Source organism: Sphingobacterium puteale (assembly GCF_050986225.1).
GTDB classification, from domain to species: Bacteria; Bacteroidota; Bacteroidia; order Sphingobacteriales; family Sphingobacteriaceae; genus Sphingobacterium; species Sphingobacterium puteale.
This window is the reverse complement of the sequence record NZ_CP158959.1, coordinates 711,109-737,950: the sequence shown is the minus strand read 5'-3', so window position 1 is coordinate 737,950 and position 26,842 is coordinate 711,109. Positions and strand designations below refer to the sequence as shown.

The following is a 26,842-nucleotide window of genomic DNA, read 5'->3' as shown; positions in this document are numbered from 1 at the left end:
ACGTGAATTCTGGTATAAAAATTCGTTTACTTCTACTTATCTTAACACTATGCTTTATAGGAACAGCGATCACCATCAAAGAATCTGTTACAAATAAGGAAATACTTGACATCGATACCAAATCACTCAATGATTATATCTCCGAACAAGAAAAAAAGGTAGATCTTATTTTTAAGGACTCGCTGCTGCTCAAAACATTTAAAAATTACGATCAATACCCCATAGCCGTATATCAAGCCTTCGAAAGGTATAAAAACGATCAAGAGGTTTATCTTTTCCTCTTTAAGGACCATCAACCCAAGATGTGGAGCACAAATTTATTTGTACCGATCACCGATCAGGGCTTCTTAGAAAAATCTAATTTCGTACAAGATGACAATAGGTCCTACGTCATTCGTAAAAAAACAATTGGAAATATTAGCATACTTGCCTATATTCTTGTTAAGCCTTATACCAACAATAACAATCCTTACTTAAACTCTTCGCTACGCAGAAACTTTTTTGATACGCGAAACATCGACATTGCCTCCTATACGGATACCGTAGCCATCAAAAATATCTACAGCAATGAGGGCTCTTACCTATTTTCTGTGAAGCTTAAAGATGGCGAGCATGAAAATATCTATACCATCTTACAATTCTTCTGCTGGTTACTGGCATGGATTGCGCTTTTGATTTTCTTCAACAGCCTTTGCCTGCACATGGCAAAGACCAAAAGAGCTTGGTGGGCAATAGTGTTATTGGCGGGTATATTTGTCTTGGTCAAATTTGCGGACCTGAAATGGAATCTGCTCTCTGAAAATGCCACGTTTGCTATATTTGACTCCCGCAACTATGCCTATAATAGATTCTTCCCAAATATTTGGTCGGTGTTATCCACGACAATATTGATCCTATGGTGGATACTATTTATCTATTCCATTCGAAAGGAGCTCAATTTTGACAAAATCAAAAATATCCGTCTCTTTAGACTACCTATTGCCATTGGCTTTATACTGAGTATATATTTTGCCTTTGCACTTTTATATGATATTGCCGGCACACTGATCACCCATTCAAATAATATCTATTTCGATTTCACCAAACTTGTTGACCTGCATTTCCTGAGTTGGGTGGATTTAGGCATTGTCGGAATGGGAATATTAGCATTAAGCATTTACATAGATCTGGTATTGTTCTTTCTTAAAAAGTTGGAACTAAAACCTACTCAGTTGTTAAATATCCAATTGGCCTGTGTCATATTTGTGATTCTCATTATCTCCATTTACATTGAGAAAAATAGCTTGGTCAATCTGCTTTTAGCCCTGATTATCCTAATCAAATCTTTCGGCGAGAAATACTTTGATAGGCATATTCTGACCAATTATATCGCCGTTTTGATCCTTTGGGCGATCATAAGTACCATTACGCATGCTCGTTTCTATCAGGAGCGAGATCTCATTGACATGAAGATCTTGTTAAACAATCTTCAATCGGAAGATGACGTTAATGCTGTTTCACTATTCTCAGATATTGAGAATGGAATTACCAATGATAAGGAACTAAAACACTTGTTCAATATCAGCTTACCCTATACAAATACCGATGCCATCAATGATTTTATCAAGAAAAAATACTTCAGTGGATATCTTTCAAAATATGACTTTAAGGCATATTACTATGATCAAAATAGTATTCCATTAAATCCGAACAGTCAAAATAAGATTAATGAATATCGAGAGAAAGTAATCAATAAATCGATCAAGGTTACTCAAAATTTTTACCGTGCCAGTGCTGAACTTGGAACACATGAATATTTTTCGATTATTCCGGTGACAATCGATCAAAACAGGGTCGTTAACGTGATTATTAATCTATCCAACAAGGATTTCAGTTATACGGTACCGTATCCCGAAATACTGACAGATATGCGGATCAATAATTCGCAATATTATAATAAAGGAGAGTATTCCATTGCCTTGTATAAAGGAGGCTCGCTTGTCACGCAATTTGGCAAGTATACCTATGAAAATAACCTCCGGGGATTAAAAGGTGTACCTGGAGAATATATTGAGATATTGGATCGGGATTCATACCTACACATGGCTTATGTTGCCAATACCTTTTCAACCTATGTCATTAGTAAACAGAAACCATCGTTTTGGGATTATGTCGCGACATCCTCTTTCCTGTTTTTGGTGTTTTTCATGATTTTCATGTTGTTTCATTATGTCACTTCGTTTTATATCTTCCTGAAAAATACAAAACTGACGTTTCGCAATCTGAAATATCAATTCTATAAAATCATCAATAAAATACAATATTCGACACGTATCCAGACCTCGATTATTTCCTCGGTGATCTTAGCCATTCTGATATCGGCTGTGATTTCATATATCAGCATCAATAAACAGCTCTACAACAACAATAGAAATAGTAAGGAGCGTTTCATTATCGAACTAGGAAAACGGATAGAAAATATGCTCCCCAATACCGATGAAGTCTCCAATGAAAACCAACTTATTAGCATTCTAAAGACATTATCTGAGACCATATCAAAGGATTTCAACCTGTACTCAAAATCAGGCAGGCTTTTGTACAGTTCACAACGCCGAATTTATGACCTGGAACTTTTCTCCACATTCATCAACCCGATAGCGCTAAAAAATCTTTCGCTGCTAAAAAAATCAGAAACAATTGAAGATGAGGGAATCGGAACCTTTCAGTTTGAAACAAGTTACGTTACAATTAGGGATAAAGATTACAGCACGGTCGCTTATATAGGCATTCCGAATTTCTCGCTTCAAAAAGAAGAAAATATCAATAAAAATTTACTACTTAATACCATTGTCAATATCTATTCATTAATCATCATTGGTTTCGGTTTCTATGCCACTTTTGTTGCCAACAGTGTAACCAATCCACTCAGTATCATCAGTAGAAAGATCTCTCAGCTTCGGCTAGGACAGCCTAACGAACCCCTTTTCTGGCAAAGAAACGATGAAATAGGGACATTAATCAAAGAGTATAACCTCATGATCATAAAACTGGAGGACTATGCCAATAAGATCAAGGACACGGAACGTGAATCTACCTGGCGTGAGATGGCGCAGCAGATCGCACATGAAATTAAAAATCCGTTGACGCCCATGAAATTAGGCATACAACAGCTTCGAAGATCGTATAAAGACAATGATCCGAAGTTTCCGGATCGCTTCAATAAGTTTTCCACCTCATTTATTGAGCAAATAGATGCATTGACACAGATTGCTTCAGAGTTTTCCCACTTTGCAAAATTTCCAACGACGGTGATGGAAAATATCAATATCGTTGAAAAAGTTGTGAAATCCATATCACTCTATAACAATACCCCAAACGTTAACATCCGCTTAATAAATAATGCTGATCAAAAAACACTGATTGTTAAAGCCGATGGCAATGAGCTCCTTCGGACATTCAATAATTTGATAAAAAATGCCATTGAGGGTGGATATGGAAGAAAAAACATGAAGATAGAAATATCCATCGAACGATACTCAGACAAGTTTGTAAAGATAGATGTCAAGGACAATGGTTATGGAATACCCGAAGGGATGAAAGATCAGATATTCCAAATTAACTTCACCACAAAAAGCTCCGGAAATGGTTTAGGCCTGGTACTCGTTAAGAAAACGATAGAAGCTTGTAACGGACAGATCTACTTTGAAACAATGGAGGGGGAGGGAACCACCTTCCATATCCTACTTCCTTTACAGCAAATAGAGTCTTAATCGGGATGGCGTAAAAATAAACTGACCATATCTAGAGCGCCTATTTTATAAATAAAAGAAGGCGGCCGTATCATAAATGAAATTCACATTTGCAAATCAGAATTAAATTTGGGAGGAAAGCTTTTAATTACAGAAATCATAAAAAAAGGGTCAAATCTCCAGATGAGGTTTGACCCTTTTTCGCTGAATCTAACAAAGTGTCGAATTTTATTTGGCATCAATATAGTAAAATTGATTTTTGATCCAACCCCTATACCAATTTCAATGCCTTGTATATATGGAAGCGTAGTAAAGTCGATATTGAATTTGGCGAATGGGCAATTGTTCATCATCTTAGGTCATAGGCAAATAGGATCATCACATAATGCCATTTAGTGACTTCTTCGCCACTTGGACTAAATCATCAACTTTTGTACGCCTGATCCTAAAGAATTTCATTTGTGTCGTAAAGTAAATGACAAAAAGATCCTAAAACCAAACTGAAAAACTGAGCGGACTGTAAAACGAAACGGGCATCACTGTGGGACGCCCGTTCTATCTTTTTTATATTACTGCTTTACTAACGCAATACCACTGTGGATCTGCCCATTATAGCATTGTCTTCGTAAAGTAATACCGTATATGCTCCTTTGGTAAAACCATTCTCTGCTGCCCAATACACAATATAATCCTCTCCTTTATTCGTAAACAAAATATTATGCTTAAAGGTATATTGCAATTTTTCACCATGAACAAAGAAAATATTGTCTCCCTGAACAACCAGGTTACCTTGCGGATCGATAATTCTTATATAAATGTCCCGCTCTCCATTTTTTGCCAGTGCATTATCGGCGATGGTAAAATTGATCTTCAGTTTATCCACACGTTTGGCCCGTTCTTCAACAGACTCCTTACCATTTTTTTTGACCTCAAGCCCATTAATGCTGATACTTGAAACCTTTAAAGCAGATGCTGTTGTCACTTTCTCCTTCAATTCAGAATTAGTCGTCGTCAAAGAAGTAATTTGTTTGTTTTTCTCGGCAACAGACTCATTCAAATTTGAATTCTGCTTTGATAAAATTTGATTTTCCTGAATCAATCGCTGAACATCCACACGATAATTGTCAACTTGCTTCTTTAATAGATTGATTTTACGTTGCGCATCATCTATATCTTTAGGAGTAATGCTTTTATTTTCAAGCTTTTTCCTTAGCGCAGCAATTTCTGCTCGCGAATCATCCTTTTGCACCGTCATCTCAGGAGTCAATTGAATATTTTCAACGTCAATCTTATCCAACTCGGCCTCTATCCGATCGATCTGTACCTGAAGGTTTTCTTTTTCTACAGTTAAGGCATAGACTTTTTCTCCATTCGTCTTAAACTTAACATAAAAATATATATTCGTTGCTAGTAACGCTGCTATCGCAATGATGAAGAAATAAACTTTAGAAGAATCTCTCTTCTTTTCGTCCTCCTTCTTATTCGAAACAACCTCTGAATTCATCATAATACACTGTCATATTCATCGTATGAATTCATTGATTCATACCAATAAATGTTTAAACAAAAATTATTCCAGTTTTATTTTTTCCTTATCAATTATGAATTATTCAAAATAGTTCAGTGTCTGAAAACCACCTTGTTTCAAATATTCTTCCTTTCTCATGAGATGCAGATCTGATTGTACCATATCTGTTACGAGCATCTGGAGGTTATATTTAGGTTTCCAGCCTAGCTTGGTATTTGCTTTGGTAGGATCTCCAATAAGCAAATCAACTTCTGTCGGTCGGTAATAAGCCGGATCCACTTTAACGACTGTTTGCCCAAATTTAATCTGCGATTTATCAATATTCAATTCGGCCAAACGCTCCTCATCAACATCAATGATCACTCCTTTTTCTTGCTCTCCTTTCCCGCTGAATTCGATTTCAATCCCCAGTTCGGCAAAAGCTAAGCGGACAAAGTCTCTGACAGTTGTGGTAACTCCGGTCGCAATGACAAAATCCTCAGGTTTTTCCTGTTGGAGTATCAACCACATCGCCTCAACATAGTCCTTTGCATGCCCCCAATCCCGTTGAGCAGAAAGATTTCCCAGATAGAGTTTGTCCTGTAATCCCAATGCAATTTTTGCTACAGCACGGGTTATTTTACGCGTCACAAATGTCTCGCCCCGAACAGGACTTTCGTGATTGAACAAAATACCGTTACAGGCATACATCTTATAGGCTTCGCGGTAATTAACAGTAATCCAATAGCCATACATCTTGGCAACAGCATACGGGCTTCGCGGGTAGAAAGGAGTAGTTTCACTTTGCGGCACCGCTTGCACCAGACCATATAGCTCAGAAGTTGAGGCCTGATAAATACGTGTTTTCTCAATCATTCCCAGTAATCTGACTGCTTCCAATATACGAAGTGTACCGATACCATCGGCATTGGCGGTATATTCGGGGGTATCAAAACTTACCTTAACGTGGGATTGCGCCGCTAGATTGTAGATTTCATCCGGTTGCGTCTCCTGAATAACGCGGATCAAATTGGTTGAATCAGTCAAATCACCAAAATGCAATGTAAAATTTCTATTGTCAAGATGGGGATCTTGATAAAGGTGATCAATACGATCGGTATTGAAAAGGGAGCTCCGGCGTTTTAGACCATGTACCCTATAACCTTTTTTCAATAGGAATTCTGCTAAATAGGCACCATCTTGACCTGTAATACCTGTTATCAATGCAGTTTTCGTGTTTTGTTCAGCCATATTTCTATCTATATTGAGCAATTCCTAGCCTTGTCGCCGGGAATCATGCTATTTTTCATCCGATAAATCTGTTCAACTCCGCTCCCAATAGGAATAAATCATGATGGTTTCGGAGTGTAAAAGTATTAAATTTTCAACAAAAAAAGCCATAGGATTTCCTATAGCTTTTCATTATGCCTTTTTTCTTGCTTCTGTTAATTTACGCGGGAGAAATTAAAGACCAAATATGCTTCACCATTGGCAACTGTCAACGGCATTTTCATGACTAATTTATTACCATCAGAATAAGACAGATCCAAACGGTAACCTGTGGTCACGTTTTTGGCTTTATCTCCTGCATAGATCTTTTTAAACTGGAATTGCGGCTCACCTAGACCTTTTCCAGGATTATAGATAGACCAGAAGATCTCACGTGATGCCCCCGGAGCACATAAAGTACCTTGCGCGTTAAAGGTGATTGATCCCTTTCCGTTTCCAATAAAATTCCATGAACTACCTACAAAACACTCTGCTGGAGCTTCTTCAAAGACACTTTTAATCGTGAACGTAGAAGGTAAGTTTTCCCTATCGATTGAATTCAGTGTCCAAGTTCCTTTCACGGCAGATTTCCACTCTGAGGCGCTAGGTCCCGAAGCTGCACTTGTATTGGAAGAACCATAACTAGGATTTCCAGATGATGTACCTTGCTTTTGTGCACCACAAGAGAATAAGGACACCGTAGCAAAAACAGTTGCTAATGATAAAACGAATCGATTCATATGTCTAAATTTTAATTTCAAATTGTATTTTTGGGGTAAATTAATCCACAAATCATGAAGATTACAGCCAAAAATCATACCATAAGCAAAATAATTGCAAAAACTCTTTTAAGGCTATTTATTATTCTCCTGGCCTTCGCAACCTATCCACTTTTTCTTGGCCAGGAAGCTAAGGCGAAATTAAGTCAAATCAGCTTAGCCTTCACAAATAAGGTTTCTTTGATCGCCCCTATTTTGCTATTTTGCTTTATCGTCGGTTTAATGATTGCTGTGCTAAAACACAAATATAATAGAATTGACCTAAATTGGCTATTTTCTCTTGCGACAATATTCGGTATTTTATATCTGATATTATTGTATTCAAGAATTTACCCAACTATCGCTTAAGTAAAATTGCACAATTCGACAAAGTTCCTAACTTTGAATTTTCCAAAATCGCCAATATAATTGATTAAGATTGGAAAAATAAACTTCTATGGACAAAAAAAAAGGTTTTAAGATCCTAAAAAATATACTAAAGATTGTCGTTACTGTGGGAGCCTTATATTGGGTTTTCAGTAAAGTTTCGCTAAAAGATCTCAAAGAAGCTGTAATTCATTCAAATCCTATCTTTTTATTCCTAGCATTATTAGCTTATAGCATCTCAATTTTTATATCGTCTTCACGCTTATTAACCTTTTTGAGGGCAATTGGTTTGGATGTTTCCGAAAAATATAATTTGAAGCTCTACCAGTTGGGACTATTCTACAACCTCATTCTACCGGGGGGGGTAGGTGGAGATGGATACAAAATCTTCTTTCTACGAAAAAGATTCAGTATTAAAGGCCGTAAATTATTTACGGCACTATTCTTAGACAGGCTAAGTGGTTTATGGGCCTTATGCCTAATTATTGCCGCTTTAATTACCTACATGCCACAGCTGGGAATTCCAAATTACCTGACGGTCATTTTGTTTATGCTAGGCAGTATCCTCTACTATTTTATTGTCACAAAATTTTTCAAAGAGTACAGGTCTACCTTCCTAAAAGCGCACCTAAAAGCGATTGGTGTGCAGTCCATGCAAGTGCTCGCAGCGATTTTAATTCTTTATGCCTTAGGATTTAACGGAAAGTTCTCCCCTTATCTATTTCTATTTCTGGCGTCTTCATTAGTCTCTATCATCCCTTTCTCCGTGGGCGGATTGGGTATGCGCGAACTCGTAATCATGTGGGGAGCAGGCATATTTCAGGTTGATTCACACAATGCGGTATTGATCACATTGTTATTTTATATTATCTCGGCGATGGTTGCACTCTCCGGAATTTATTTTATCTTCAATCCCAAAGCAATCGGAGAGGATAAACTGCCCTCTGTCGAAGAAGTTGAACAAAGTCAAAAATTAGAAGAATAAACATGGCGAATATTATTATTACCGGAGCAAGCAGCGGGGTGGGGTTTGAAGCTGTACTTGATTTGACCTCAAAAAAGGACAACAAGGTTATTGCATTGGCCCGATCAGCAGACAAATTGAGAAAACTTCATGAAATCGCAAGTCAGCTCAATTATGACGGGGGTACACTCTACCCTGCGCAATTTGATATCGTTTATGATGACTATGCAACGCTAGTTCCTTTTATTCAATCGAAATTTGACAGCGTTGACATCCTGATCAACAATGCCGGGGCATTAATCAATAAACCGTTCATGGAGACCAGCAGTCAGGATTTTGCGGAAATGCTTCAGACAAATATTATGGGACACGTCAATATGATACAGCATGTTGTTCCGTTCATGCACGAAGGTTCCCATATTGTCAACGTCAGCAGTATGGGCGGCTTTCAAGGCTCAATGAAATTTCCCGGGCTTTCAGCTTATTCTACCAGTAAAGGCGCGTTGGCGATTTTAACAGAATGTCTCGCTGAAGAATTTAAGGAGAACGGCATCAAGGTTAACTGCTTAGCCTTGGGATCGTCACAAACCGAAATGTTTGAAGCTGCATTCCCGGGCATGGAGGCTGGTACGCTTGCGTTTGAAATGGGCAGATATATTGCTGATTTTGCACAGAATGGGCATAAATATTTCAATGGCAAAATCCTTCCTGTAGCCAATACAACCCCCTAACAAGTAAGAAGAAGAAAACGGCGTATTGCTAAAATATTCACTTATCAGCGTCCTATCTAAAGATCTATCGGAGATAGATCTTTAGATAGGACGCTGAACTTTTAATAGGTGTCGTTCATACGAATATCTTGATCCAATTACTTTGCCTTCAATTTAAGCCACTTTGTAAGATCATCCATTAGTTGTTCATTGAAACTTTCCGAGTTTTCAAAATATTCTTCAATTTTTCCTGTTTGCGCGTTTTGGAAGAGATGGTTCAAATTGGGGTAATCTTTAATTATTACATCTGTCGTATTTAAGTGAAGGCGTTGAAGAGCATAGATATTTTCATTTGCAGGAACCTGAATATCCTTTCCTCCAAAGGACGCGAAAACAGGTACTGTCACTTGCTTAAGATAGTAAGCCGGATCGATGCGGAGAAAAGTTTTGAACCATGGGATCAACATCGGACTCAATTTAACTTTCATAGCTGATGTTAATGCATTTCCATCGTTTTGACTGATAAGTTCTTTTTCCAATGATTTTGCCAGATCCTCTGGCGGCTCATCCGTCAGCAGAATGTCATATAACCTTCTGTTATTGCGCTTATTTATTTCCAAGGCCGGTTCAGATAATCCAGCCACTTTCCCCAAAGCATAGCTCTGCAGAATCAATAAGGAATCACCTTTGAGGACAGGTCCGGACAACAAAGCAATATAATTGACGTTATCGTTCTCCGCCGCAACCATTTCAGCGATCAAAGCTCCTTCACTATGACCGATAATACCAATTTTTTCTGTGTTGACCATCTGTTGCCTGCTCAGAAAATCCACAGCTGCATTAGCATCCGAAGCGAAATCAACCGTCGTAGCCAAATTGACCTCTCCCTTAGAACCGCCTATACCGCGATCATCATAACGAAGCACGGCAAAACCATTTTTACTGAGGTGATCCGCCAATATTTTAAATGGACGATGTCCAAAAACTTCTGAATCTCTATTTTGTTGTCCACTTCCATTAACGAGGATAACAGCCGGAAAAGCGCCTCCCCCTTTGGGATAAGTAAGCGTTCCCGCTAAAGTAGCATTTCCTTTCACGTTTTGAAACGTAACCTCCTGTTCGATGTAATCGTAGGGAGGAAAGACGTCCTGCTTACGGGAAAGTCCGCTTTGCTCACTTTCACTTCGTACCAATATCATAGCAGATTCAAAACTCCCCTGCTTCATCACTCCCTTCATCACATCTTTATCCCGATCCAGATAAGCTGTATAAAATAGACCTATCGCTTTGACATCCATCGATATCGAGTCCTTGTTCACTTCTATTGTATTAATCGGAAATTTCAATGAGGTCTGCATCGGACTTTCAAAAGTTCCTACCCAATTATCATTACTATCCTGTTTTAGATTAAATACCAAAAGTAATTTCTGCCCAGACACGCTCACTTCACCTTTCCATGAACCATCAAAGGTCTGTGCATCTGCACATGAGAACTGCAAACAGATCAAAAATAAATAGAAAATTTTCTTCATCATTTCCTTGCTATCAAAAATAAAACTGTATACCTAAATCAAGTATAAAATATAATGCCACAAATAATATGCTTATCCAAATCTTTTTATTGTTTACGGCAACATTCATTCCTTTGACTAATAAATAGAACTGGTAAAACAGGAGAAATAGCGCCAATATTCCAAATACACCAAATAATATCATTTGGCCTTTATCTATAGTCGATAAAGTATGATCACCATTTTTTAAGGCTTCATCAATCTGTTTGGTAAATTCATCCTGATTCAATAGTTTACCCAGTAGCAGAACCAAGTAAAGCGAAAATGGCGCAATCAAAATGACATTCAATACATCGATGATTCTGGTCCTATGGTTTAGCATCCTCCCTACTGCATATAATAAAATTAAAGGAGCCAAAACCATATAGAGATGAACTTTTAACACCGTAATAAAGGAAACCGGTACTTGGGGTCTAAAGAAATGCATAAAGCCATTAAATTGCTCGCCAGACAGATAAACAAGATAACTGGAAAACAAAAAGCCGATGATACCTACAACAAACAGTACCCGTTCAGAAAAATCCACAAAGGGATTTAATAACAACTGCTTAATTTTCATTGGTAAACGTATTTAATTTATGAATCAGATCATCTAGGATATTGCGAACAGTAGGATAAGATTTACCCATCTGGTTGGCCATCTCTTTTAAGCTACCTGAATACTTTAGAAAATTCAGAACAAACTCCTGCTCTTCTACTGTCAGTTGCATGAGTAAGGGTAAAGTAAACTTACCAGCAACTTCGGTATCGCAGGAATCACAGACCAGCTTGGAGACTTTTAACTTCGCATCACAACATGGACAATTTATAGGTATTTTTTTCATTCTACAAAATGAATATTAATATTGTTAAATATAATATTAATATTATTAAAATAAAACACAATATTATCAATATTTTTCAAAAATGGTTGCTTAATGATATATTTGTAAACAATAAAAAAAGCATATGAAAAAGTTTTTAGGCTATATCCTATCTATTATATTTTGGTTTTGTTTTGGCTTATCTTTGATTATATTCCACCCTATCCAATGGCTATGCCTAAAATTAGGAGGCTACAATGCGCATAAAAAAAGCGTTGACATCTTAAATGCATGTTTGGTTGCATGCTACTATACCTTATTCAATAGGGTCACTTTTATTGACAATAAATCCATCCCATTAGGGCAGCCGATCATATTTGTTGCCAATCATCAAAGTACTTTTGACATCCCCCCACTGATCTATTTTCTGCGAAGATTTCATGGAAAATTTATCTCAAAAATTGAACTGGCCAGTGGTATACCCAGTATTTCATTTAACCTAAAACATGGTGGGGCTGCCAATATTGATCGTAATGACCCAAAACAATCCATAGCTGAGATCCTCAAACTTGCCAACAATATGAAAACAAAAAATTGGTCGGCCTTTATCTTTCCAGAAGGGACCCGGTCAAAAACAGGCAAGATGAAAGCTTTTCACGTTGGTGGTATTGCAACATTATTAAAGAAAAACCCAAATGCATTGGTGGTTCCGATTGCGATAAAAGGATCCTACGAAATGGTACAATATGGCATGTATCCACTGACTCCTTTTTTACATATGACATGGGAAGTACTGGACCCTTTGGACACCACGGATAAAAATATCGAGGAAATCGTAAAATTAGCGGAAGAAACGATTAAGCGGAAAGTGGAAAATTAATATAGTTTTATTTGACTTGCCTACCCTTCCAATCGTATTTTCCAACATTCCCCAATATTCCGATATAAGCTAAGTATAGAATATGAGCAAGACTCAATATCGGGAGATACCAAAGCAAAGTCGCGCGTTTTGCGAAATTGGTTAAGGGCTGAATAAACAAAAACTCAACTGTTATTTTAAGGAGCAATGCAAAGAGGACAACCCATCCAAGTGTCTTCCCTCCTGTGATCGCAAGAATTGCTGCCAGCAGCAATAGCACATTAAACAGCCAAATAGCAATTCCTAAAGCAATGACGCCTTTATTTTTATACCTGGTACTCTTGGATGCCCAGCGTCTTCTTTGACTAATAAATGACCCAAGATCAGGCTTAGCGTCTGTATACACAATAGCATCCTCTGATTTACAAAAAGCAATTCGTTCGGGATACTTCTCCGCCACTTTATGCAAAAATAACTCATCGTCCCCCGAAGCAAGCTCATCGATACCTTTAAACCCTCCCATTTGTTTAAATATATCTTTTCGATAAGCTAAATTCGCACCATTACAGGTCGTAGGTTTTCCATTACCTATCCCCGCTGCACCAAGGCCTATAAGATACAGGAATTCCAAGGTCTGTAGTCGTTCAAAAAAGCTCTTTTCCTCTGAGTATACGACTGGAGAAGACAATAAATAAGCATCTTCCTTTTCAAAGGTTCCGATCACGGTAGCCAACCAATTTGGGCCCATCCGGCAGTCCGCGTCAGTCGTTATAACAATTTCCCCCCTACAGCAGTCAATTGCCCTCGAAATGGCCAGCTTCTTATAGGAATTCATCCGACCATTCTCATTTAACTGAATCAGCTTGACTCCACTTTCTATATATTCTTTAACAATCGCGGAGGTATTGTCGTCCGAATGGTCATCAATAATGATAAGTTCAAGAAGCTCTTTTGGAAAATTTTGATTTAATATGGATTCTATCGTTCTCCGGATATTTAATTCTTCATTACGGGCAGCAATAATTACCGATACGGTTTTTGTAGAAATTAAGTTACTATAAGGCACCTGGATCCTGGCCCAACCTTTCCGCATCCATAATACGAGAATAGCGTACACACAGGCAAAACTGATCAATAAATAGCTAAGAATTTGTATCACCGAAAAAATTTATCTTAAAAACAAAAATAGAACCAAATATTGCAGGAAGAATTAAATTGACAAACCAAATACATGATACAATAGCCATCACCGCAATCTCCTGTGTTGTAATATAGCTATAAAGATTACTTGCCACAAAACTCCGCACACTAAAATCAAAAATATCCAAGGTTGGTAGTGCTGCCTGAACGAAAAAGAGGATAAAAATCATCAAGATCATGGATAAAAGAGGCAATTCAGGCAAAGTCAATTTCATCAAAATAATATATTGTGAGGTAAAAATGATAAATCTAGCCAATGAATTTAGCAAAACAATACAGAGCTCACGTGCAGAATAATGTTCAAGAACTTCAAAAAAAGGTTTGATTTTCGTCAAAAACTTAATTCGGCCCACAAGCATATCCACCCATCGCACATTAAAATACAATATCACAAACCCGACAGCATAAATAATAGCCAACAACCAAACACCAAATTGAACAGATAATGGCGTAGATAAGAACTTACAGAGAAACCAAGCAATGCTCAGTGATCCTGCTACACTCGTCAGTACCAATTGGGCAAATAAACCAACCCCCATGGCGACGGCTCCCTTAGCTCTATTTTGGGGTTTCAGAAATAATACCCTTCCACCATATTCGCCAATCCTATTCGGAGTAAAAATCGCCCAAGTAAGTCCACAAAAAACGGATTGAAACGCCTTCCAAAAGGATATTCGCTCCAGTTTGGATGCTAGATAGCGCCATTTAACAACCTCCAGAAGCCAGTTTACAAGCATTAAAACAACAATCAAGATCAGCGTCCATACAACAGAATGCTGTTCCAATCCAGTGATCAGTGTCTTAAACTTATCGATATTACTCTTATCAGACACCTTGGTAATAATATACCATGTCGCAAGTGCAAAAACCAGTATCTTTAATAAAAGACTGATGTATTTTTTTTGTCTCCCGGTCAACTTTTGATAATTAGAGAGCAATGTTACTAAATTTTGGCCAAATGATTAAGTTTTGTAGACATCAATCCACTTATAAAGCGCAAAATTTGTAATATTGTACATGCAGAAGGAAAAGGCGAAAGAAAGAATCATTCTAGGGATAGATCCCGGTACGGTCGTGCTTGGGTACGGAATTATCAGAGAAGTCGGCAATACCATATCCCTTATTTCAATGGGTGTGATCAAGATGGGGCATCTCGATGACCATGCATTAAAACTGCAACGCATCTTCAAAAAGACCTCTGCACTAATGCAGGAATATAATCCGGATTGCGTTGCGCTAGAGTCTCCCTTCTACGGCAAAAATATTCAAGTGATGCTCAAACTAGGAAGGGCGCAGGGCGTTGCCATGGCTGCTGCACTGGCACAGGATATTCCGATCTTTGAATATTCCCCCAGAAAAATAAAGCAATCCGTCACCGGAAATGGAAATGCTACGAAAGAACAGGTTTCTGCCATGCTCAAAAACCTATTAAAGTTTGAAGAAACGCCCCAATTCCTAGATGCGACAGATGGGCTGGCAATTGCGGTCTGCCATTCATTTCAAAAAAACAGCAGCACTGGCAGCGGAAAATCCTATTCAGGATGGTCCTCTTTTATCAAAGACAATAAAGACCGAATCAGATAATTACATCTGTACCTGTCGAATCACATTTTTCACATTTAATTCAACAATATCAGTCATTGTCTTACATTTCAAGTAAGAGTTATTTTGGTAAAACTCCGCATAACCTTCGCGCAGTTGTTTAATGTTTTCGGGTGTTGAAAGGATTTGAGTTTGCGAAGCATCCCGAAGATCAGCAATGCGGTGTCGCTCGCTTCGCACCCTGTGCACGATCGAAGAACGTTCCTCCTGTTGATATTGCTGCACCGTTTTTTCTGTCAAATGCTCCATGGCAAGCTTGACGTATGGATAGTTCTCTTTAAAGAACTGTGGCATATATACCTTGGGATTTCCCTCATAAAATTGTTGATCAAAATCAATTGCTCTGATCCTAAACTGAAAGTCATCAAAATCAGGTGTAATCTGCATAACAAAATTATAGGCACGCATATCTCCCAGCAGCGTGATAATACAACGTTCATTAAACTTGACGAATTCCTTCGAAATACGTGTCAAATTGTAATCAGGCGTAAACATTCGGGTTTGAGAAAATATATCACCGGGGATACCAACAATATGTTCTTCAACCAGTGTATCCTGATCCACCATATAGTTGACCTGATTGGGAGATAGTATTTCCTCCAGCTCTAAACCGTATATCCGTGATGCATCTGCCTGCTTGATATAGAAATAATCATAGACGTCATTCAGCCGGTTTACAATACGAATACGAAAAGGCCTCGTATTACCAAAACCACAATACTCCACACGGTCGATATATTTGTGCTGTACAATCCGTGTATTACCAGAAGCTTTGAGCTTAGCATAAATTACTTTTAACCCGTCGTACAACTGATCAATGAGATATTGAGGATAAAGTGGAGTTTCCCAAAAAGTATCATGACCAAATTTATCCATGACCGGTACCGTCTCTGTAAAATTCAATAGATCCTTATAACCAATGGGCAATTTCTCATCCCGTTGATATAGCCTAAGATATTTATGGAGCCCTTCCCCTACCTCAAAAATCGGCTTCTTCCTCGAAATCTTTACATCTTGAACTTCTTCCATCGTTATTCTAGTATTGAGACCTTGCTGTGACAGGCCCTACAGTTTACTCTTATTTTACCTTTGATCTTCATAACACCGTATGAGATCCTTAATCACACGATATCCCTATATTTCCTCTCAACTTTAATAACAAGATAACGAAAGAATCCGATAACTTTACAATAAAATCACCTCTAAAACAATTATAAGCACTTTCAATCAAAAACATACAACATTATCAATATCAATAAGTATTTTTTATTAAATTTACATCTATAAACCGAAAATTCTTAGTAATTTTGAAATAAATTTAATTATTTTAGCAATTGGTCAGATTTTAATGTATGACCAATGAATGAAACACAAAACCCATTGTTAATGGAAAATCAATATGCAAACTATGATCTAGACAATTTGGATATCCAAATCCTGTCTATTCTAATGAACGATGCTTCTATTCCTTATACCGAGATTGCAAAAAAGCTAATCGTATCAGGTGGTACCATCCACGTTAGAATGAAGAAGATGGAAGAGTTAGGTATCATCAGAGGTTCAAATCTTATTATCAATCCCCAAAAAGTTGGATTTGACATCACTGCCTTTCTCGGTATTTATCTAGAAAAAGGTTCACAATATGCAGATGCGGTAGATAAGCTGAAAGAAATCAAAGAAGTGGTTGAGTTACATTATTGTACCGGCCAATACAGTATTTTTGCGAAAATTATCTGTAGGGACACTGTCCACCTCAGAAAAGTATTGAATGAAGATATTCAATCCGTGCCCGGAATTCAGCGCACAGAAACGATTATCTCCCTTGAAGAAAGTATTAAGCGGCAGATCAGCTTAGTCTAGTATAAAAAAAGCTTCCAACTCTTGGAAGCTTTTTTTATACTATCTCTTGTAGCATAGCTATATACAAATCTATTCCTTCCCGAATTTCATCAATATAAATAAATTCATCAGCCATGTGCGATCTTGCACTGTCTCCGGGCCCCAGTTTCAAAGAAGGTACTGGAATAAGCGCCTGATCACTCATTGTCGGAGACCCATATAGCTTACGCCCAAGTTTTACTCCTGCCTGAACGATAGGATGTTCCTCCGGAATAGCAGATGATTTCAAACGAGTAGATCGAGCCGAAACTTCAGAAGTAACGTGAGATTTGATGATCGCCAGTGTTTCTTCATTTGTATAAGCATCAGTTGTCCGTACATCAACCACAAAACTACAATTAGCCGGTACTACATTATGCTGCGATCCTGCTTGAATCATTGTCACGGACATTTTTATCGGGCCTAAAGTCGTTGATGTTTTTTCAAAAGCATACTCCTTAAACCACTGGATATCTTTAATTGCTTTATAAATAGCATTATCGCCTTCATTACGCGCAGCATGGCCCGCTACCCCTATCGCATTGCAGTCCAATACCATCAAACCTTTTTCTGCGATAGCTAAATCCAGCAGTGTCGGTTCGCCAACAATTGCAAAATCAATAGGTCCGATATCCTCCAGGACAGACTCAATCCCGTTTCTGCCCGATATCTCCTCCTCGGCACTCGCCACTACACAAAAATTATATTTTAAATCCTTCTCGTCATAAAAATACAAGAAAGTAGCGATCAACGACACCAGACAGCCGCCCGCATCGTTACTTCCTAGACCGTACAGTTTCCCATCCTCCTCAGAAGGTGCCAATGGATCACGGGTGTAACCCGGATTGGCTTTTACCGTATCATGGTGCGAATTAAGCAGAATAGTCGGCTTATCTAGCGCGTACTGTTTATTGTATACCCAAACATTATTACCCTTTCTAAAGGTTTTAATGAGCCTTTCTTTGAAAAATGCCTCAATCAGGTCAGCTGTCAGGACCTCCTCCCGACTTAAGGACGAAAGAGCGATCAACTGTTTCAATAAAGCTAGACTATCTTTGAATAAGCTCTCCTTATCCTTCATGATATAGTCCTCCTGCTTTATCCGCAGACAATTTTATTCCTTTGATAAAAGCCGAACTAAAACCATGATGTTCCATTTCATTCAATCCGGCTATGGTACACCCCTTCGGTGAAGTTACCTTATCGATCTCGCCCTCAGGATGCGCATTCGTGTGCAATAATAAATCTGCGGCACCTTTAGCCGTCTGAACAGCCATTTTTAAGGCATCATGTGCATGGAAGCCAATTTCAACCCCACCTTGTGACGCAGCTCGTATAGCACGTAAGAAAAATGCTATTCCACAGGCACACAAGGCTGTTGCTGAAGTCATCAGATCTTCATTTATAATGACTACCGAACCAACGGTCTCAAACATCCTTTCTACCTCAGCTAGACTACCTTCTGAAGCATGATCACTCGCAATACAAGTCATCGACTGACCGATAGCAATGGCCGTATTTGGCATCGCACGTACTACCGTCGCATCATCACCCAATACAGCTCTCAGGTCAGCACAGGAAACACCAGATACAATGGAAACAAAAATCTGGTTTTTCTTATCTATTTCGGGAGCGACTTCAACCAATACCTTTTTTAATTGCTGCGGTAATACGGCGAAGACAATAATATCAGCACCTTTAACAGCAGCTTTATTATCATTACTTACCGAGAATCCCTGGCTTGCTTCCTCAGCCAAAGCATTCAGATTTCTGCGGGTCAATGTAATATCGGCAGCACTGGCGAACGCGCTTTTTACAAGCCCTTTCGCCAAGGAAAGACCGATATTGCCACTTCCGATAATAGTGACCTTTTTCATAGTTGGGTTTAGATTAGATTACATGATTATTTTAATGTCAAACAGGTACCAAACTGCCCTTGTTGAAACAAGTGCAAATTATTGGCATGACCAATATATACCTCCTGAACACCTTTATTTATTGCATTAAATGCATTTTGCAATTTTGGAATCATACCATCATTGACAATGCCTGACTCTTTAAGATATTCAAATTCGTCGGATTTAATCGTTGGTATCACCGAATTTTCATCGGTCACATCACGTAATACTCCATTTTTCTCGAAGCAGTATACCAACGAAGTCTCATATAGGGACGACAAAGAGACTGCCAAAGAAGATGCAATGGTATCCGCATTCGTATTGAGCAGCTGCCCTAAACCATTATGTGTAATGGCAGAGAATACCGGAACAAAGCCCGCTTCCAGGAATTTTTTTATTGCCAATGTATTCACAGAATCATGCAATAAATCTCCAACAAAACCATAGTCAATATCCTTGACAGGTCTTTTTATAGCCTTAATCACATCACCATCTGCCCCTGTCAAACCAACAGCATCACATTTTAGTTTTTGTAATTTGGCAACGATGGTCTTATTTGTCAATCCAGCATACACCATCGTCACAATACGCAGCATATTTTCATCTGTCACTCTGCGACCATCAACCATTTGTGCTTGTAGACCAAGCTCACTTGCGAGACGTGTCGCAATTTTGCCACCGCCATGCACGAGGATTTTCTTCCCTGACAGTGCGGAAAATTTCTCTAAAAAAGAATCTAACAGACCCTCATCGTCGATAATATTTCCGCCAATTTTTATAATATTTAATACACTATTAGCCATTACGCAACTTTTCCCAAATAAAAATAGTTTCTCAATAATCAAAAAGACCGTTCTTAGACTAGATCTTCCAGCATTCGTTTTAAAACAACCTGCGCCGCCCAGACACGATTACTTGCTTCCTTAATCACCAAGGAGTTTGGTCCATCCAAAATCTCGGATGACAACTCCAGATCCCGCCTTACAGGCAAACAATGCATGACCTTCGCATCATTTGTCAAAGACAGTTTCTCGTTATCCATCATCCAATCCTCATCTACCGTATATACCTCGCCATACTCCTGATAGGATGACCAGTTTTTCACATAAACAAAATCAGCGTCTTTCAGACTTTCATTTAGATTTGTTGAAATTGTCGCTCCTCTCGTAAAATCCTTACTGAGTTCATAGCCCATAGGTTGCGCGATAGTAAACTCGACAAGTCCTTCTTCTTGTGCCTTACACATCCACTCTGCAAAGGAATTTGGCACAGCTTGTGGCAAAGCTTTCACATGCGGAGCCCAAGCCAATACAACCTTTGGTTTCGCCGTCTTCTTATGTTCAGTGATCGTTATGATATCCGTTAAACTTTGTAATGGATGGCGTGTTGCACTTTCAAGCGAAACAACAGGTACACCACAATATTTAATAAATTTATTGAATAGATCCTCACTGTAATCTTCTTCTCGATCTTTTAACTTCGGAAAAGACCGTAAGCCAAGGATATCACAATATTCACCCATGACGGCTGCTGCCTCACGGATATGTTCAACAGTACTGCCGTTCATCACGACACCATCCTGTGTCTCCAACGCCCAGCCATCCTTGTCCATGTTCATAACCATCACATTCATACCCAAGTTCATCGCCGCTTTTTGGGTACTCAGACGTGTACGCAAACTAGGGTTCAAAAATACAAGACCCAAGGTCTTATGTTTACCAAGATCTTGATTATCATAAGGTGCCGCTTTTAGCGCTAACGCCTCTTGGACAACGTCTGCTACACTGGATACGTCTTTTACAGAGAAAAACTTTTTCATCTATATAAATCATTTATGCGAGCCTTTTCTAGGACACAATGCTTTGTGCTACCCGCTTTGTTTATTTATGCTGAAGAAACAATTCAGATAGATTCCACCTTACAGGAGGAAGTCACCCTTATTATTTCATCTAATTATCGTTAAGCGACTACAGCCGCCTTTATATGTTCTTTTAATGCCAATAAAAATTGATCAGCATGTTCTTTTGTAATATTCAATGCTGGAAGCAATCGAATAACATAAGGTTTAGCCTCCCCCGTAAAAATACGATTCTTTAACAAAAGATCTTTCTTTACATGTCCCAAAGATGCAGGAAGCTCGATTCCGATCATCAATCCCCTTCCTCTCACTTCTACGATCTCTTCAATTCGCTTTAATTCGTCAATGAGATACTGTCCTACAGCATTCGCATTCTCCATCAAACGATCTTGTTGAATGACCTCCAAAACAGCCAAAGCCGCTGCACAGGCCAAATGGTTGCCACCAAAGGTTGTCCCTAAACTACCGTGGGAAGCTTTAAACTTAGGAGAGATACTTATTGCCCCGATAGGAAAACCATTTCCCATCCCTTTGGCCATGGTATAAATATCCGCATCTACTCCAGAATAATCCTGCGCATAGAACAAACCTGTCCGACCATAGCCGCATTGCACCTCATCCGCAATAAATACCGCATTATATTGGTCGCAAAGTGAGCGGATCAATTGAAGAAAGGTAACGGACGCTTCTCTAATTCCACCAACGCCCTGAATACTTTCGATAATAACAGAAGAAATTTCTGTGCCATAAGCTGAAAATGCATCCTTTAGTGCTTCCCCATCATTGAACGGAAGAAAAACGACGTTGTCAGTCTCATTGACAGGCGCAACAATACTTGGATTGTCGGTCGCAGCTACAGCCAGCGATGTTCTACCATGAAACGATTTAGAGAACGCGATTACTTTTTTTCTCTTATTATAGAAAGAAGCAAGCTTCAAAGCATTTTCATTCGCTTCTGCGCCCGAATTACAAAGGAATAAGTCATAATCAACCTTACCAGATACTTCGCCAAGCAATCGCGCAAGTTCACGCTGAATTGGAATTTCAACAGAATTAGAATAGAATCCGATACGATTCAACTGTTCTGTAATACGTTGTACATAACGTGGATGCGTGTGTCCGATCGATATCACGGCATGGCCACCATACAAGTCCAAATAAGCATTTCCTTCGGCATCCCACACCGTAGATCCATTAGCTTTAACTATGTTAATGGGATTAATGGGATAAACATCAAATGGTTTCATCTTAATGAATTATAGATTGATAAACGAAATAGCTAGTAATAGAAAAAGCTATCAGATTTTAGCATTACAAATATATCAGTTAAAACGGTAGGAATGGTCATAAAATAAAAAAAGTCCTCTTAAAAAGAGGACTTTTTTATTTGTAACGGGATCAATATTATTCTCCGTCAACTTTTTCTTCACCTTCTACTTCAGCTTTTACTTCAGCAGGAGCTTCGGTCTCAGCAGGAGCAGCAGCTTTTTTAGCACCACCACGACGACGAGTAGCTTTTTTCTCAGCAGCAGCAGCTTTTTTACCGTAGATTTCGTTGTAATCAACTAGCTCGATGAAAGCCATTTCTGCGTTATCACCCAAACGGTTTTCCATTTTGATGATACGGGTGTAACCACCTGGACGGTTAGCCACTTTTTCAGAAATTTCGCGGAACAAGATAGAAACTGCGTCTTTATCTTTTAAGTAAGCGAATACTGTACGACGAGAGTGTGTTGTGTCGTTTTTAGATTTAGTAATCAAAGGCTCAACGTATGTACGCAATGCTTTAGCTTTAGCTAAAGTCGTAGTGATACGTTTGTGTAGGATTAATGATGTTGCCATGTTAGCCAACATTGCTTTTCTATGGCTATCCGTACGGCCTAAGTGATTTACTTTTTTTCCGTGTCTCATTTTGATTTTATTATACTATATATACCGTTCTTGTTTTAACTAGATTGCTAGACTTTTAAAAGCAATGCTCATCTTATCCCGCAATCCATGTCAAGAGGAATTACATATAGTGGTCGCTTAATAAATTATTATTCTTCGTCTAATTTATATTTCGCTAAGTTCATTCCGAATGATAAACCTTTAGATTTAACCAATTCCTGGATTTCGCTTAACGATTTTTTACCGAAGTTTCTGAATTTCAACATATCAGCTACGTCGTAAGTTACCAACTCAGCTAACGTACGAATATCAGCAGCTTTCAAACAATTCAATGCACGCACTGAAAGGTCAAGATCCACTAATTCCGTTTTCAGAATCTTACGCATGTGCAAGATCTCCTCATCGACAACTTTAGTTTCTTCTTTTGTTTGAGACTCAAGAAGCATATTCTCATCGGAGAATAAGATAAAGTGTTGAATTAAGATCTTAGCCGCCTCTTTCAAAGCTTCTTCGGGGTGAATTGAGCCATCTGTAGAAATGTCCAACAACAATTTCTCGTAGTCAGTTTTTTGCTCTACACGGTAATTCTCAATGGTATATTTAACATTCTTGATCGGAGTAAAGATCGAATCGATAGCGATAACACCTACTGGCGCGTCAGTCACTTTATTCTCATCTGCATTTACATATCCACGACCTTTAGCAATACTCAATTCCAATTCAATTGTCACTGCGTTATCCATGTTACAGATTACTAAGTCTGGATTTAAGACAGTAAAGTTATTAGAGAATTTTGTGATATCACCAGCTAAGAATTGCTCTTGACCATTGATTACTACAAATACCTTTTCGTTGTCGCCAATCTCACCTGTTTTTTTGAAACGGATCTGTTTCAAGTTCAAGATAATCTCAGTTACGTCTTCAACAACACCTTTGATCGTTGAAAATTCGTGCGAAACGCCAGAAAACCTTATCGACGTAATTGCATATCCTTCTAACGAGGACAATAGAATACGGCGCAAAGCATTACCAATGGTTACACCAAAACCAGGCTCCAATGGACGAAATTCAAACGTACCATCAAAATCCGTAGATTTTTGCATGATAACTTTATCCGGTCTTTGAAATGCTAAAATTGCCATTTATTTTCTTTTAATGTTTTATTTGTAATAATAATTGTAATACAACAGAAAGATGCATACCCCAAAAATGGACTATGCATACTTCTATTTTATTTATTATTTAGAGTATAACTCAACGATTAAGTTCTCTTTGATGTTTTCAGGAATATCAGATCTTTCTGGATAGCTTAAGAAAGTACCTGTCAATTCTTTCGCATTCCACTCTAACCAAGAAAATTTGTTTACAGTACGACCTGCAACTGAATTTGTGATGGCTTCAAGAGTTTGAGAACGTTCACGAACTGCTACAACGTCACCTGGACGCAAGCTATATGATGGAATGTTAACAACACTTCCGTTAACAGTAATGTGTTTGTGAGATACCAACTGACGAGCAGCGGCACGAGATGTAGCGATACCTAAACGGTAAACTACGTTGTCCAAGCGAGCTTCTAATAATTTCAAGAAGATCTCACCTGTAATACCTTGTTTAGAGGAAGCTTTAACAAATAGGTTTGCGAATTGACGCTCTAATACACCGTAAGTGTATTTTGCTTTTTGTTTTTCTAACAACTGAATAGCATATTCAGATTGTTTACCTCTGCGTTTAGAAGCTCCGTGTTGTCCAGGAGGGTAATTTTTCTTTTCTAACGCTTTATCAGGGCCGAAGATCGGCTCTCTAAATTTACGGGCAATTTTGGACTTAGGTCCTGTATATCTAGCCATTTTCTTTTACAATTAAAGTATCTATCAGCCTATAGCCGATGAATCTTATCTTTAAATTAATTAAACTCTTCTGCGTTTTGGAGGACGACAACCGTTGTGAGGAAGTGGTGTGATATCTTTAATAGTAGTCACATCGATTCCTACAGTTTGTAATGTTCTGATTGCAGATTCGCGACCAGCACCAGGTCCTTTAACAAACACTTCAACTTTGCGTAAGCCCAAGTCATGAGCAACTTTTCCACAGTCTTGCGCAGCTTGACCAGCAGCATATGGAGTATTCTTTTTTGAACCACGGAAACCCATTTTACCGGCACTAGACCAAGAAATAGTTTGTCCTTGGTTATTAGTCAAAGTTACAATGATATTGTTAAACGTTGCGTTAATGTGAGCCTGACCAACAGGTTCGATAACAACGATACGCTTTTTTGCAGCTTTTTTAGTTTTAGCCATTTCTTATTTATTATTTAGTAGCTTTTTTCTTGTTTGCAACTGTCTTACGTTTACCTTTACGAGTACGTGAGTTGTTTTTAGTACGTTGACCACGAACCGGTAAGTGTTTACGGTGACGCAATCCACGGTAACAACCGATATCCATTAAACGTTTGATGTTCAATTGGATTTCTGAACGTAATGCACCTTCTACTTTCAATTCATCGTTGATGATGCTACGAATTGCTGCCAATTGTTCATCATTCCACTCTTGTACCTTCACATCTTCGCTGATACCAGCTTTTTCCAAGATATATTGAGCTCTTGTACGACCGATACCAAAAATATAGGTAAGGCCGATCACACCTCTTTTGTTTTTAGGTAAATCAATACCTGCTATCCTTGCCATATAATATTAAGCTATTATTTTTAATGAATTAACCCTGACGTTGTTTAAACTTCGGGTTCTTTTTGTTGATTACAAAAACTTTACCTTTACGACGGATGATCTTACAGTCCGCGCTACGTTTTTTTATTGATGCTCTTACTTTCATGATATTTATTTTTTCAAAAGCTTGCGCTAATTAAAGGGCTTACGACTATTTATAGCGGTAAGTAATCCTTCCCTTAGTCAAATCATACGGAGACATTTCCAATTTAACTTTATCCCCAGGTAAAATTTTGATATAGTGCATACGCATTTTACCAGAAATATGGGCGATGATTTCATGTCCATTTTCCAATTCTACCCTAAACATAGCATTAGAAAGTGCCTCTCTAATTATACCGTCTTGTTCTATTGAGGCTTGTTTAGCCATATATTCTCGATTAAATTTAATTTAAAAGCCTGCGAACAGGAGTGCAAAGATAAATAAAAATAATTGAAAACCAACTACTTTTTACTCAAAACTTTCTCTACATGTTCGAATGTCAGCAACACATCTGGTTCTCCTTTTCGGATAGCAACCATCTGTTCGAAGTGCGCCGATAATTTCCCATCTACTGTACTTACTGTCCAACCATCGTCCCAAAAACGAACACCTGCTCGTCCCGCATTGATCATCGGTTCGATACAAATAACCAAACCTTCTTCCAACTTCGGGCCTGCACCACGTTTTCCATAATTTGGAACTTCTGGTTTTTCATGTAAATGATATCCAACGCCATGTCCGACCAATTCGCGCACAATTCCGAAACCGAATTTGCTCACGTACTCTTGGACTGCAGAGGAAATATCCCCAACACGTTTACCGGCCACAGCCTGTTCAACACCTTTGTACAATGATTCCTTTGTGACATCCAACAACAATTGGGCTTCCTCAGAAATCTCACCGACACCGAAAGTGTAAGCTGAATCACTGATAAAACCGTTCAAATTGACCCCCCCGTCGACTGAAACAAGATCACCATCTTTAATTTCATAATCGCTGGGAAAACCGTGCACAATCTGATCGTTGACAGAGATACACAAAGAGTATGGAAATCCATGGTAATTTAAGAACGCCGGCGTCCCGCCGTTATCATGGATATACTCATAAGCTAATTTATCAAGAGATATAGTTTTTACCCCAGGTTTAATCACTTTTGCGATTTCACCAAGCAATTGCGAAAGCACATCTGCTGACTTCCGCAATTGCTCTATATCATCTGCTGACTTATAAAATACTTTAGACATCTAAAGAAA

Annotated in this window: 29 protein-coding genes; 7 read left to right on the top strand and 22 right to left on the bottom strand. The window is 38.4% G+C overall.

From position 1 onward, the window contains the following. Positions 1-2: 2 nt before the first annotated feature. Positions 3-3,749, top strand: coding sequence for a HAMP domain-containing sensor histidine kinase (locus ABTV71_RS03035; protein ID WP_121124490.1), 3,747 nt, complete (start codon positions 3-5; stop codon positions 3,747-3,749). A 559-nt stretch (positions 3,750-4,308) separates the two neighbouring features. Here ABTV71_RS03035 and ABTV71_RS03030 read toward each other — a convergent pair. The 3 genes from ABTV71_RS03030 to ABTV71_RS03020 all read right to left on the bottom strand — a co-directional run bounded on the left by ABTV71_RS03030 (position 4,309) and on the right by ABTV71_RS03020 (position 7,244). After that, positions 4,309-5,235, bottom strand: coding sequence for a hypothetical protein (locus ABTV71_RS03030; protein ID WP_121124488.1), 927 nt, complete (start codon positions 5,233-5,235; stop codon positions 4,309-4,311). A 99-nt stretch (positions 5,236-5,334) separates the two neighbouring features. Beyond that, positions 5,335-6,486, bottom strand: coding sequence for a GDP-mannose 4,6-dehydratase (gene gmd / locus ABTV71_RS03025; protein WP_121124487.1), 1,152 nt, complete (start codon positions 6,484-6,486; stop codon positions 5,335-5,337). A gap of 194 nt (positions 6,487-6,680) precedes the next feature. Next, complete coding sequence (locus ABTV71_RS03020; protein ID WP_121124552.1) at positions 6,681-7,244, bottom strand: lipocalin family protein; 564 nt, start codon at positions 7,242-7,244, stop codon at positions 6,681-6,683. Between the two features lie 54 nt (positions 7,245-7,298). Here ABTV71_RS03020 and ABTV71_RS03015 point away from each other — a divergent pair, with 54 nt between their 5' ends. The 3 genes from ABTV71_RS03015 (at position 7,299) to ABTV71_RS03005 (ending at position 9,344) form a co-directional block, all read left to right on the top strand. Next, entirely contained in the window at positions 7,299-7,631 is a 333-nt protein-coding gene (locus ABTV71_RS03015) for a hypothetical protein (protein ID WP_121124486.1), read from the top strand. Positions 7,632-7,719: 88 nt separating this feature from the next. Beyond that, the gene (locus ABTV71_RS03010) at positions 7,720-8,634 is read left to right on the top strand and encodes a lysylphosphatidylglycerol synthase transmembrane domain-containing protein (RefSeq protein WP_433902213.1); all 915 of its coding nucleotides are present in this window, start codon (positions 7,720-7,722) and stop codon (positions 8,632-8,634) included. A 2-nt stretch (positions 8,635-8,636) separates the two neighbouring features. Continuing rightward, on the top strand, positions 8,637-9,344 hold the full coding sequence (locus tag ABTV71_RS03005; RefSeq protein ID WP_433902212.1) for an SDR family NAD(P)-dependent oxidoreductase: 708 nt from the start codon (positions 8,637-8,639) through the stop codon (positions 9,342-9,344). A 137-nt stretch (positions 9,345-9,481) separates the two neighbouring features. On the opposite strand, the gene ABTV71_RS03000 is transcribed toward ABTV71_RS03005, so the two are convergent. Genes ABTV71_RS03000 through ABTV71_RS02990 form a run of 3 tightly spaced genes read right to left on the bottom strand, consistent with a single transcriptional unit; the run spans position 9,482 to position 11,718 of the window. Further along, a complete protein-coding gene (locus tag ABTV71_RS03000; RefSeq protein WP_433902211.1) occupies positions 9,482-10,858 on the bottom strand; it encodes an alpha/beta hydrolase family protein in 1,377 nt (458 codons plus the stop codon). A gap of 10 nt (positions 10,859-10,868) precedes the next feature. Beyond that, on the bottom strand, positions 10,869-11,453 hold the full coding sequence (locus tag ABTV71_RS02995; RefSeq protein WP_433902210.1) for a YIP1 family protein: 585 nt from the start codon (positions 11,451-11,453) through the stop codon (positions 10,869-10,871). Next, complete coding sequence (locus ABTV71_RS02990) at positions 11,443-11,718, bottom strand: DUF2089 family protein (protein WP_433902209.1); 276 nt, start codon at positions 11,716-11,718, stop codon at positions 11,443-11,445. Before ABTV71_RS02990 ends, ABTV71_RS02995 begins: the two co-directional genes overlap by 11 nt. A gap of 124 nt (positions 11,719-11,842) precedes the next feature. On the opposite strand from ABTV71_RS02990, the gene ABTV71_RS02985 reads away from it, so the two are divergent. Next, positions 11,843-12,577, top strand: coding sequence for a lysophospholipid acyltransferase family protein (locus ABTV71_RS02985; protein ID WP_433902208.1), 735 nt, complete (start codon positions 11,843-11,845; stop codon positions 12,575-12,577). A gap of 7 nt (positions 12,578-12,584) precedes the next feature. Here ABTV71_RS02985 and ABTV71_RS02980 read toward each other — a convergent pair whose 3' ends face one another. Together ABTV71_RS02980 and ABTV71_RS02975 are read right to left on the bottom strand one after the other, a co-directional pair. After that, positions 12,585-13,715 (bottom strand): glycosyltransferase, encoded by a 1,131-nt coding sequence (locus ABTV71_RS02980; protein WP_245971328.1) that lies wholly within the window; start codon positions 13,713-13,715, stop codon positions 12,585-12,587. Further along, on the bottom strand, positions 13,699-14,673 hold the full coding sequence (locus ABTV71_RS02975; protein ID WP_108636185.1) for a lysylphosphatidylglycerol synthase domain-containing protein: 975 nt from the start codon (positions 14,671-14,673) through the stop codon (positions 13,699-13,701). The genes ABTV71_RS02980 and ABTV71_RS02975 overlap by 17 nt, the downstream gene beginning before the upstream one ends. Positions 14,674-14,773: 100 nt before the next feature. Here ABTV71_RS02975 and ruvC point away from each other — a divergent pair, with 100 nt between their 5' ends. Further along, positions 14,774-15,340, top strand: a complete 567-nt coding sequence (ruvC, locus tag ABTV71_RS02970; RefSeq protein WP_433902207.1) for a crossover junction endodeoxyribonuclease RuvC — start codon at positions 14,774-14,776, stop codon at positions 15,338-15,340. Here the strand turns inward: ruvC and ABTV71_RS02965 are convergent, their stop codons facing one another. Then, the gene (locus ABTV71_RS02965; RefSeq protein ID WP_108636380.1) at positions 15,341-16,387 is read right to left on the bottom strand and encodes a hypothetical protein; all 1,047 of its coding nucleotides are present in this window, start codon (positions 16,385-16,387) and stop codon (positions 15,341-15,343) included. A 357-nt stretch (positions 16,388-16,744) separates the two neighbouring features. On the opposite strand from ABTV71_RS02965, the gene ABTV71_RS02960 reads away from it, so the two are divergent. Beyond that, positions 16,745-17,218 (top strand): Lrp/AsnC ligand binding domain-containing protein, encoded by a 474-nt coding sequence (locus ABTV71_RS02960; protein WP_046674894.1) that lies wholly within the window; start codon positions 16,745-16,747, stop codon positions 17,216-17,218. A 34-nt stretch (positions 17,219-17,252) separates the two neighbouring features. Here ABTV71_RS02960 and ABTV71_RS02955 read toward each other — a convergent pair whose 3' ends face one another. The 13 genes from ABTV71_RS02955 to map all read right to left on the bottom strand — a co-directional run bounded on the left by ABTV71_RS02955 (position 17,253) and on the right by map (position 26,833). Continuing rightward, positions 17,253-18,317, bottom strand: coding sequence for a M20 family metallo-hydrolase (locus ABTV71_RS02955; RefSeq protein ID WP_121124477.1), 1,065 nt, complete (start codon positions 18,315-18,317; stop codon positions 17,253-17,255). Then, positions 18,307-19,113, bottom strand: a complete 807-nt coding sequence (gene proC, locus ABTV71_RS02950) for a pyrroline-5-carboxylate reductase (protein ID WP_121124476.1) — start codon at positions 19,111-19,113, stop codon at positions 18,307-18,309. The genes ABTV71_RS02955 and proC overlap by 11 nt, the downstream gene beginning before the upstream one ends. Before the next feature lie 26 nt (positions 19,114-19,139). After that, entirely contained in the window at positions 19,140-19,937 is a 798-nt protein-coding gene (argB, locus tag ABTV71_RS02945; RefSeq protein WP_108636189.1) for an acetylglutamate kinase, read from the bottom strand. 53 nt (positions 19,938-19,990) lie between these two features. Then, entirely contained in the window at positions 19,991-20,953 is a 963-nt protein-coding gene (locus ABTV71_RS02940; RefSeq protein ID WP_433902206.1) for an acetylornithine carbamoyltransferase, read from the bottom strand. 140 nt (positions 20,954-21,093) lie between these two features. Beyond that, on the bottom strand, positions 21,094-22,239 hold the full coding sequence (locus tag ABTV71_RS02935) for an aspartate aminotransferase family protein (RefSeq protein ID WP_121124475.1): 1,146 nt from the start codon (positions 22,237-22,239) through the stop codon (positions 21,094-21,096). A gap of 157 nt (positions 22,240-22,396) precedes the next feature. Beyond that, on the bottom strand, positions 22,397-22,903 hold the full coding sequence (gene rplQ, locus ABTV71_RS02930; protein WP_077438110.1) for a 50S ribosomal protein L17: 507 nt from the start codon (positions 22,901-22,903) through the stop codon (positions 22,397-22,399). 128 nt (positions 22,904-23,031) lie between these two features. Then, positions 23,032-24,024 carry a DNA-directed RNA polymerase subunit alpha gene (locus tag ABTV71_RS02925; RefSeq protein WP_077438111.1) on the bottom strand — a complete coding sequence of 331 codons (993 nt, stop codon included), beginning with the start codon at positions 24,022-24,024 and terminating at the stop codon, positions 23,032-23,034. 96 nt (positions 24,025-24,120) lie between these two features. Further along, complete coding sequence (gene rpsD, locus ABTV71_RS02920) at positions 24,121-24,729, bottom strand: 30S ribosomal protein S4 (protein WP_108636193.1); 609 nt, start codon at positions 24,727-24,729, stop codon at positions 24,121-24,123. A gap of 60 nt (positions 24,730-24,789) precedes the next feature. Beyond that, positions 24,790-25,179 (bottom strand): 30S ribosomal protein S11, encoded by a 390-nt coding sequence (gene rpsK / locus ABTV71_RS02915; RefSeq protein ID WP_046674885.1) that lies wholly within the window; start codon positions 25,177-25,179, stop codon positions 24,790-24,792. A 10-nt stretch (positions 25,180-25,189) separates the two neighbouring features. Beyond that, positions 25,190-25,567 carry a 30S ribosomal protein S13 gene (rpsM, locus tag ABTV71_RS02910; protein ID WP_077438113.1) on the bottom strand — a complete coding sequence of 126 codons (378 nt, stop codon included), beginning with the start codon at positions 25,565-25,567 and terminating at the stop codon, positions 25,190-25,192. A gap of 28 nt (positions 25,568-25,595) precedes the next feature. Then, entirely contained in the window at positions 25,596-25,712 is a 117-nt protein-coding gene (gene ykgO / locus ABTV71_RS02905; protein WP_013665024.1) for a type B 50S ribosomal protein L36, read from the bottom strand. Positions 25,713-25,757: 45 nt separating this feature from the next. After that, positions 25,758-25,976: a translation initiation factor IF-1 gene (gene infA / locus ABTV71_RS02900; protein ID WP_002997456.1), complete on the bottom strand. Its 219-nt coding sequence runs from the start codon at positions 25,974-25,976 to the stop codon at positions 25,758-25,760. A 74-nt stretch (positions 25,977-26,050) separates the two neighbouring features. Next, positions 26,051-26,833 (bottom strand): type I methionyl aminopeptidase, encoded by a 783-nt coding sequence (map, locus tag ABTV71_RS02895; protein WP_077438114.1) that lies wholly within the window; start codon positions 26,831-26,833, stop codon positions 26,051-26,053. Positions 26,834-26,842: the final 9 nt, after the last annotated feature.